The following is a 6,863-nucleotide window of genomic DNA, read 5'->3' on the forward strand; positions in this document are numbered from 1 at the left end:
CAGGAGATACGGCTAATGCCTCAACCTTTATCCGATTCGCAATACGCGTGGCTGCAGCTTGCTTCAGTCGCAAAGGTGAAGCCTGGTGACTGGCTGCGCGCACGCGAGAGCCATCGCCATGACGATATTCCATTATCTGCCCCCGACTTTTCGGTATTAAAAAGCACTTTCAATGAATCCAATACGCTGACGATTCGGACAGCTTGGGTCGAGCGCGCTATTGACTGGCTACAGGCGGATGAACAACATTTCCTTATATGCATTGATGATGACGCGTATCCTGACGCACTAAGGGCGCTGACACACCCGCCATTAATACTGTTTGTCAGAGGAAATACCGGGCGCCTTGTTGAGCCGCAGGTGGCTATCGTAGGAAGTCGACGAGCCAGTCATTACGGGAAAGAGGTTGCGTCAATGCTGGCTGATGCGCTGTGCCAGGCAGGGCTCGCTATTACCAGCGGGCTTGCTGCCGGTATTGATGCGGCAGCGCATCGGGGAAGTCTGTCGTCGGGCAGGGCTATCGCGGTAACCGGTACTGGCCCCGATACTGTCTACCCCAGGCAGCACATACAGCTGGCTGATGATATTGTCCGCTGTGGCGGCGCAGTCGTCAGTGAGTTTTTTCCCGGCACTGGCCCTCGTCCATTTCACTTTCCGCGCCGTAACAGAATTATTGCTGGCATGACATCAGGCACAGTGGTGGTGGAAGCGGGTTTTAAGAGTGGCACCTTGATAACGGCAAATCTGGCCGCAGATCTGGGAAAAGAGGTATTTGCTGTACCAGGCAGTATTACTCATGCTCAGTCTGAAGGATGTCATGCGCTAATCAGACAGGGTGCAACGCTGGTTACCTGTGCCAGGGATATTTGTGATGAACTTGGCATGGTAGTGAACCGTCAGGAAGAACAGTCATCATCGGCTGAAAAAAGACGAGCAAACTGCTTGGCAACCGACAAATTATTAGCTAGTGTGGATTGTAGCGTCACCGCTATTGACGTTATCGCCCAACGCAACGCTCTGCCAGTGTCGGCTGTCATGGCAGCATTATTAGAATATGAGTTGCGTGGTTTAGTAACCGCTGTCCCTGGTGGTTACGTTCGATTGAGGGGGAAATAACATGTTCGACATCCTCATGTATCTGTTTGAAAATTTCATCCACAGTGAAACCGAAATTCGTGTCGATCAGGACGAACTGACCGAAGAATTGGTGCGCGCTGGATTCCATCACGATGAAATTTATAAAGCACTGGCATGGTTAGAAAAGCTGGCAGCGTTACAGGAAACCGACATAAAGCCGTATTTCTGTAAGGGGATCAGCTCCAGTCTGAACCGTATCTATACGCAAGAAGAGCAAATGCGCCTGGACGTAGAGTGTCGGGGATTTCTGCTTTTTCTTGAGCAGGTCGGTGTACTGGATGCCTCAACAAGGGAAATGGTGATCGATCGTGTTATGGAAATCGATTCGCCGGAGTTTTGCCTCGAAGACATGAAGTGGGTAGTGCTGATGGTACTGTTCAATGTACCAGGAAAAGAAAATGCCTACGCACAAATGGAAGATCTGCTTTTTGATGAGTCAGACGGTACGTTGCACTAGGCTATGCTGTAACGTGTTGTAACATGACTAAGATTGATCATACGTTGTTCAGCGCGCACGAACACGCGCTGGACCAGTCTGTTGGCGACTGTCCGGAGTGCGGGCGTCCGCTGCACATCCGGCACTCGAAATCGGGCCCGTTTGTCGGCTGTTCAGGCTATCCCGACTGTCATTTCAGTAAACCACTTCACGATACCCAGACCACGACCCTCAAAACCATCGACGGCACCGCGTGTCCGTTGTGTGAGTCAGAACTTGCCATTAAAAAGGGCCGGTATGGCATGTTTATCGGCTGCACCGGTTTTCCGGAGTGTCATTTCATTGCTCAGATTAAAGAGCAGCACGAGACCAAGGTAACCTGCCCGAAATGCAAACAGGGTGAGCTGATTGAGCGTACCAACAAATATGGGAAACGGTTTTTTGCCTGTAATCATTATCCCGCGTGCCGTTATGTGCTAAATTCGCCCCCCGTCGCACAGGCCTGTCCTGACTGCGGCTGGGCAGTACTGACAGAGAAAAAAGGGCAGCTAACCTGCCCACAGCCTGACTGTGACTATCATCGTCCTGTTTAGAGATACAGAGCATGCAACAAAAGACGACTGACAACACGCTGGTAACTGATGATCCGGTGGCCGAGGCCTTCAGACAGGGAGGCTTGCTTGTCTACCCTACAGAAGCCGTGGTCGGCATCGGCTGTGATCCTGATAACGAAGACGCAGTCCGGCAATTGTGCGCGCTTAAACAGCGACCGGTTGAAAAAGGCGTCATTCTGATTGCTGCGACATACTCGCAGTTATTGCCGTACGTCAATGATGATGCAATTCGCATGGATATGCGTACGGAGATATTTTCCAGCTGGCCCGGCCCGGTCACCTGGTTGTTACCAAAATCAGCGCGGGCGCCAGCCTGGATCACGGGAGAACATCAAAAAATCGCGGTCCGGGTATCAGCACATCCCGGGGTAAAAGCACTGTGTGAGCGGTTAGGCAAACCCCTGGTCTCAACCAGCGCCAACCTGAGCGGACAGCCACCCTGTAAGACACTGGAAGAAGCCAGGGCCATTTTTGGTGATAGCGTAACCTATATAGAAGGACACACTGGCGGACGCGACAGACCCAGTGTGATCCGCGATAGTGACAACGGACAAGTAGTAAGAGAGTAAACCATGTCAGAACAAAGCGGTGAACTGACCGAGCTGGACACGCAGGTTGCGATTGAACAGGTTAAAGAGTACCTGCTGGCGTTGCAGGACAACATTTGTCAGACGCTCGAACTGGCAGACACCAAAGGCCATTTTCGTGAGGACAGCTGGGAGCGCGAAGAGGGCGGTGGTGGCCGTTCCCGTGTGCTTAAGCAAGGCGCAGTGATTGAACAGGGTGGCGTCAATTTCTCGCATGTGTTTGGTGAAAAAATGCCGGCATCTGCAACTGCTTCACGGCCAGAGCTGGCCGGCCGTAGTTTTCAGGCGATGGGGGTCTCGCTGGTTATCCATCCACACAATCCGTATGTGCCAACCTCGCACGCCAATGTCCGCTTTTTTATCGCCGAGAAGCCCGGACATAAACCCATCTGGTGGTTTGGCGGCGGTTTTGATTTGACGCCGTTCTATCCGTTCAAAGAAGATGTGGTTCACTGGCACAATGTGGCAAAGAAAATATGCGCGCCTTACGGTGATGAGGTGTATCCGACATATAAAAAGTGGTGCGATGACTATTTTTACCTTAAACACCGGGGAGAAACCCGGGGTGTGGGCGGGCTGTTCTTTGATGATTTGAATGAATGGGGCTTCGAACAGTCCTTTTCGTTTATGCAGGCCGTCGGCAATGGCTACATTGATGGTTATATTCCGATTGTTGAAAAGCGTAAAACGACACCCTTTGGTGAACGTGAACGTCAGTTCCAGCTGTATCGTCGCGGTCGGTATGTCGAGTTTAATCTGGTCTATGACCGGGGCACGCTGTTCGGGTTGCAGACCGGTGGCAGAACCGAATCGATATTAATGTCGATGCCTCCGCTTGCGCGCTGGGAATACGACTACCAGCCTTCTCCCGGTAGTGCAGAGGCCAAACTATCAGACTGGCTGAAACCAACCGACTGGTAGGTCAGTGTTGCCTTCCAGTTGATATGGATCAAAGTAACGGCGGGCTTGGCCTTCAGGGCAGTCCGCAACTTGTTTTAGATCAATAACTGGTTTCTCGTGCTGGCTAAAGTAGCCCCATCTACTTAAGTAAACAGCGAGAAACACAATGAAAAAATCACTCCTTGCCATCGCACTGACTGCAGCGATCGTTACACCTTCTGTTATGGCTCACCAACAAGGCGACATCGTTGTTCGCGTTGGTGCTACCATGGTCTCCCCTGATGACAGCAGCGGCAATATTTTTGCTGGTGATGCTGATCTGGGTGTTGGCCTGAAAGTTGACAGCAATACACAGCTGGGTCTGAACGTGGCGTATTTTCTGACCGACAACATTAATGTTGAGTTGCTGGCGGCAACCCCGTTCACCCACGACGTTGATTTCTCCGTTACTGATCCACTGGGTACCGGCACGCGCTTAGGTGAAGTTACCCATCTGCCACCCACAGTGACCGTAAACTATTATTTCAATGATTCTGCGTCAGCGTTTCAGCCTTATGTTGGTGCGGGTCTGAACTACACCATCTTCTTTGATGAAGAGTTCACGCGCGCAAATCGTGAAACGGGCCTGGGTGATCTGTCTCTGGATAATTCATTTGGTCTGGCAGCTCAGGTGGGTATGGATTACATGCTGGACAAGCAATGGCACATCAACGCGTCTGTGCGCTGGATTGACATCGACACCGATGCCACCTTCAGTGTGGGTGATGCACGGGGAACCGTAGGCGATATTCAGATTGACCCATGGGTTTATACCATTTCTGTGGGATACACGTTCTAATCAGCTTCCCGCTTTCCATCGAAAACACCCGGCCAGCCCGGGTGTTTTTTTTCAGGCGTCGGTATTGACCATGTGATCAGCGAGTTGGTCCAACGCCTGTAGCAGGCGATTTGCCAGTTGCCGGTCTCTCACGGTTTCGTGCATTGCCTTGCGCATGCAGTACATCCATTGCTCCTTCAGTACCGGCGTAATGGCAAAGGGTAAATGCCGGGCTCGTAATCGAGGATGTCCCCGCTCTGTGACATAGTCATCGGGTCCGCCCAGCCACATTGCAAGATACTGAGTGAAAACATAGCGGATCCTGTCGAGCGGCTGAGGGTGCATCGCGTAGAGTTCAGCTACCAACGGATCAGTGCTCATGATATCGTAAAACCGATTAGCGAGACGCCCTACCGCAGGTTCCCCGCCAATAGCGTCATAGGGTGTCGCCGCAGCCCTCGTAGATTTGCGAAAAAAAGATAATAAGCCCATGAAGAAGTTTGTCGTATTTGGTAACCCGATTGCACACAGTTTATCACCGGAAATACATCGTATGTTTGGTGAATCGACAGGTATCGCGCTTCAATATACCAGATGCCAGGTAGACATTGGCGGATTCGAGCGGGCGGCGAGCGCTTTTTTTGCGGATCCTCAGGCGGTGGGGTGCAATATTACTGTGCCCTTTAAACAGGATGCATTTGACTTCGCAGAGCAGGTTGATGACGCTGCCAGGCTGGCCGGCGCGGTTAATACGCTCAAAAAAGAGAACAACAGCATACTTGGGTTCAATACTGATGGGATAGGGCTGGTAAACGATCTTACCAGCCACCGGTTACCACTGCGTCATTGTCGAATCATCTTACTGGGAGCGGGTGGTGCGGCAAGAGGGGTGATTCACCCGCTGCTGAACGCCGGTGTAAGTCATATTGCAATTATTAACCGCACAGCGGCCACCGCTGAAAAGCTGGTGAAGGAAGTCGGGGATCAGAGAGTGAGCGTCGCGCAGCCGGCTGAGGCAGCGATGGGTGAAGCCAATATTATTATTAACTCAACGTCAGCAAGCCTGACCCAGGAATTACCGCAAGGGCTCCTGCAGATAAACATGGAAAAAACACAGGCGGTTTATGACATGGTTTATCACAGTGAGCCAACAGCCTTTATGCACTATGCTGCACGCCAGGGTGTACCGGTACAGGTGGACGGCTTAGGCATGCTGGTGGAGCAGGCCGCTGCTGCATTTACAATATGGACGGCCAGTCAGCCTGACACCACACCTGTTAAGCGCTATTTGCGCGAACAAATCAGCCAGCGCCAGAGTCGTTAAGATAATCGTCTTTTAACGCGACATAGTTCACTGCTGACTGCTTAAGAAACGCCACTTCAGTATCGTTGAGCGGACGCTTCTTTTGCATGGGATTGCCTACATACAAATAACCAGACTCGAGTACCTTATTCGGGGGCACAAGGGTACCGGCACCAATGAATACATCATCATTCACAACAGCACCATCCATAATAATCGCGCCCATGCCGACCAGGATGCGATCACCCAGGGTACAGCCATGAAGCATGCAGTGATGGCCCACCGTAACATCGTCGCCAATGATGAGTGGATATCCGTCAGGGTTTGAGGACGAACGACGCGTCACGTGAAGTACGGTACCATCCTGTATATTGGTACGGTGCCCAATCCGGATAGTATTCACATCCCCCCGCGCGGCGACAAGAGGCCATATGCTGGCGTCATCCCCCAGTTCAATATCACCAACAATCACCGCACTCTCATCAATGTAACAGCGCTGTCCTAATACCGGATAAATTCCTTTATAGGTTCTGATAGACAAAAAAACCTCCGCTTATGGCCTGAAAACCACAATGAAAAGATGAATAAATAAGCGTTATGGAGCAATTGTGAGCAAACAGAACGAATATGACAACTTTTTTGAAAAAGGAGTTGACGCCACAGATTAAATCTCTAAAATGCGCATCCGCTTCGGCAGGAAAGCAAAACAAAGTTGCCCTGCATACTAGCGAAAGCAAGGTGTGAAGCGGTTTTCAGAGTAAAACGTTGAAATAAAAAATTTCAAAAAAGTGTTGACTCTGAGAACGGGAAGCGTAGAATTCGCATCCCGCTTCGGCAGAGGCCGAAAGCAAGTAAAAGCTGAAAAGCATGTCAATCGGTAAGTCCGATTGCCAAAAAGTTCTTTAACAATTTAGACAAGACAATCTGTGTGGGCACTCGTTAAGAGTGTCACAACGACAATTCATATTTCGATATATTTAATTGAAGAGTTTGATCATGGCTCAGATTGAACGCTGGCGGCAGGCCTAACACATGCAAGTCGAACGGTAACAGGAAGTGCTTGCACTTC

9 protein-coding genes and 1 rRNA gene are annotated in these 6,863 nt (G+C 50.9%); 8 read left to right on the top strand and 2 right to left on the bottom strand.

Annotation, left to right across the window (positions count from 1 at the left end; all coding sequences use genetic code 11):
• The first annotated feature begins 15 nt into the window (after positions 1-15).
• The 6 genes from dprA (at position 16) to AB1N33_RS07020 (ending at position 4,512) form a co-directional block, all read left to right on the top strand.
• Positions 16-1,116 (top strand): DNA-processing protein DprA, encoded by a 1,101-nt coding sequence (dprA, locus tag AB1N33_RS06995; protein WP_411270827.1) that lies wholly within the window; start codon positions 16-18, stop codon positions 1,114-1,116.
• A gap of 1 nt (position 1,117) precedes the next feature.
• Positions 1,118-1,594: a DUF494 family protein gene (locus AB1N33_RS07000; RefSeq protein ID WP_411270828.1), complete on the top strand. Its 477-nt coding sequence runs from the start codon at positions 1,118-1,120 to the stop codon at positions 1,592-1,594.
• Between the two features lie 23 nt (positions 1,595-1,617).
• Positions 1,618-2,166 (top strand): DNA topoisomerase family protein, encoded by a 549-nt coding sequence (locus tag AB1N33_RS07005; protein WP_411270829.1) that lies wholly within the window; start codon positions 1,618-1,620, stop codon positions 2,164-2,166.
• A gap of 11 nt (positions 2,167-2,177) precedes the next feature.
• The gene (gene tsaC / locus AB1N33_RS07010; RefSeq protein WP_411270830.1) at positions 2,178-2,756 is read left to right on the top strand and encodes an L-threonylcarbamoyladenylate synthase type 1 TsaC; all 579 of its coding nucleotides are present in this window, start codon (positions 2,178-2,180) and stop codon (positions 2,754-2,756) included.
• Positions 2,757-2,759: 3 nt separating this feature from the next.
• The gene (gene hemF / locus AB1N33_RS07015; protein WP_411270831.1) at positions 2,760-3,695 is read left to right on the top strand and encodes an oxygen-dependent coproporphyrinogen oxidase; all 936 of its coding nucleotides are present in this window, start codon (positions 2,760-2,762) and stop codon (positions 3,693-3,695) included.
• 145 nt (positions 3,696-3,840) lie between these two features.
• Positions 3,841-4,512, top strand: coding sequence for an OmpW family outer membrane protein (locus AB1N33_RS07020; protein WP_411270832.1), 672 nt, complete (start codon positions 3,841-3,843; stop codon positions 4,510-4,512).
• Between the two features lie 51 nt (positions 4,513-4,563).
• On the opposite strand, the gene AB1N33_RS07025 is transcribed toward AB1N33_RS07020, so the two are convergent.
• Positions 4,564-4,983 carry a group II truncated hemoglobin gene (locus AB1N33_RS07025; RefSeq protein ID WP_411270833.1) on the bottom strand — a complete coding sequence of 140 codons (420 nt, stop codon included), beginning with the start codon at positions 4,981-4,983 and terminating at the stop codon, positions 4,564-4,566.
• Between AB1N33_RS07025 and aroE the strand changes: the two genes are divergently transcribed.
• Complete coding sequence (aroE, locus tag AB1N33_RS07030; RefSeq protein WP_411270834.1) at positions 4,982-5,815, top strand: shikimate dehydrogenase; 834 nt, start codon at positions 4,982-4,984, stop codon at positions 5,813-5,815. The genes AB1N33_RS07025 and aroE overlap by 2 nt on opposite strands.
• Here the strand turns inward: aroE and AB1N33_RS07035 are convergent.
• On the bottom strand, positions 5,793-6,335 hold the full coding sequence (locus AB1N33_RS07035) for a gamma carbonic anhydrase family protein (protein ID WP_411270835.1): 543 nt from the start codon (positions 6,333-6,335) through the stop codon (positions 5,793-5,795). The genes aroE and AB1N33_RS07035 overlap by 23 nt on opposite strands.
• Before the next feature lie 437 nt (positions 6,336-6,772).
• Between AB1N33_RS07035 and AB1N33_RS07040 the strand changes: the two genes are divergently transcribed.
• Positions 6,773-6,863 (top strand): 16S ribosomal RNA (locus AB1N33_RS07040); the annotation flags it as partial.

The organism is Alteromonas nitratireducens, assembly GCF_040812025.1.
In the GTDB taxonomy this organism is placed as follows: domain Bacteria; phylum Pseudomonadota; class Gammaproteobacteria; order Enterobacterales; family Alteromonadaceae; genus Alteromonas; species Alteromonas nitratireducens.

What these genes read in the sequence shown, in the direction of transcription:
- hemF (WP_411270831.1), top strand. Translation starts at nt 2,760, where the DNA reads ATGTCAGAACAAAGCGGTGAACTGACCGAGCTGGACACGCAGGTTGCG.
- aroE (WP_411270834.1), top strand. Translation starts at nt 4,982, where the DNA reads ATGAAGAAGTTTGTCGTATTTGGTAACCCGATTGCACACAGTTTATCA.
- tsaC (WP_411270830.1), top strand. Translation starts at nt 2,178, where the DNA reads ATGCAACAAAAGACGACTGACAACACGCTGGTAACTGATGATCCGGTG.
- AB1N33_RS07020 (WP_411270832.1), top strand. Translation starts at nt 3,841, where the DNA reads ATGAAAAAATCACTCCTTGCCATCGCACTGACTGCAGCGATCGTTACA.
- AB1N33_RS07005 (WP_411270829.1), top strand. Translation starts at nt 1,618, where the DNA reads ATGACTAAGATTGATCATACGTTGTTCAGCGCGCACGAACACGCGCTG.
- dprA (WP_411270827.1), top strand. Translation starts at nt 16, where the DNA reads ATGCCTCAACCTTTATCCGATTCGCAATACGCGTGGCTGCAGCTTGCT.
- AB1N33_RS07025 (WP_411270833.1), bottom strand. Translation starts at nt 4,983, where the DNA reads ATGGGCTTATTATCTTTTTTTCGCAAATCTACGAGGGCTGCGGCGACA.
- AB1N33_RS07000 (WP_411270828.1), top strand. Translation starts at nt 1,118, where the DNA reads ATGTTCGACATCCTCATGTATCTGTTTGAAAATTTCATCCACAGTGAA.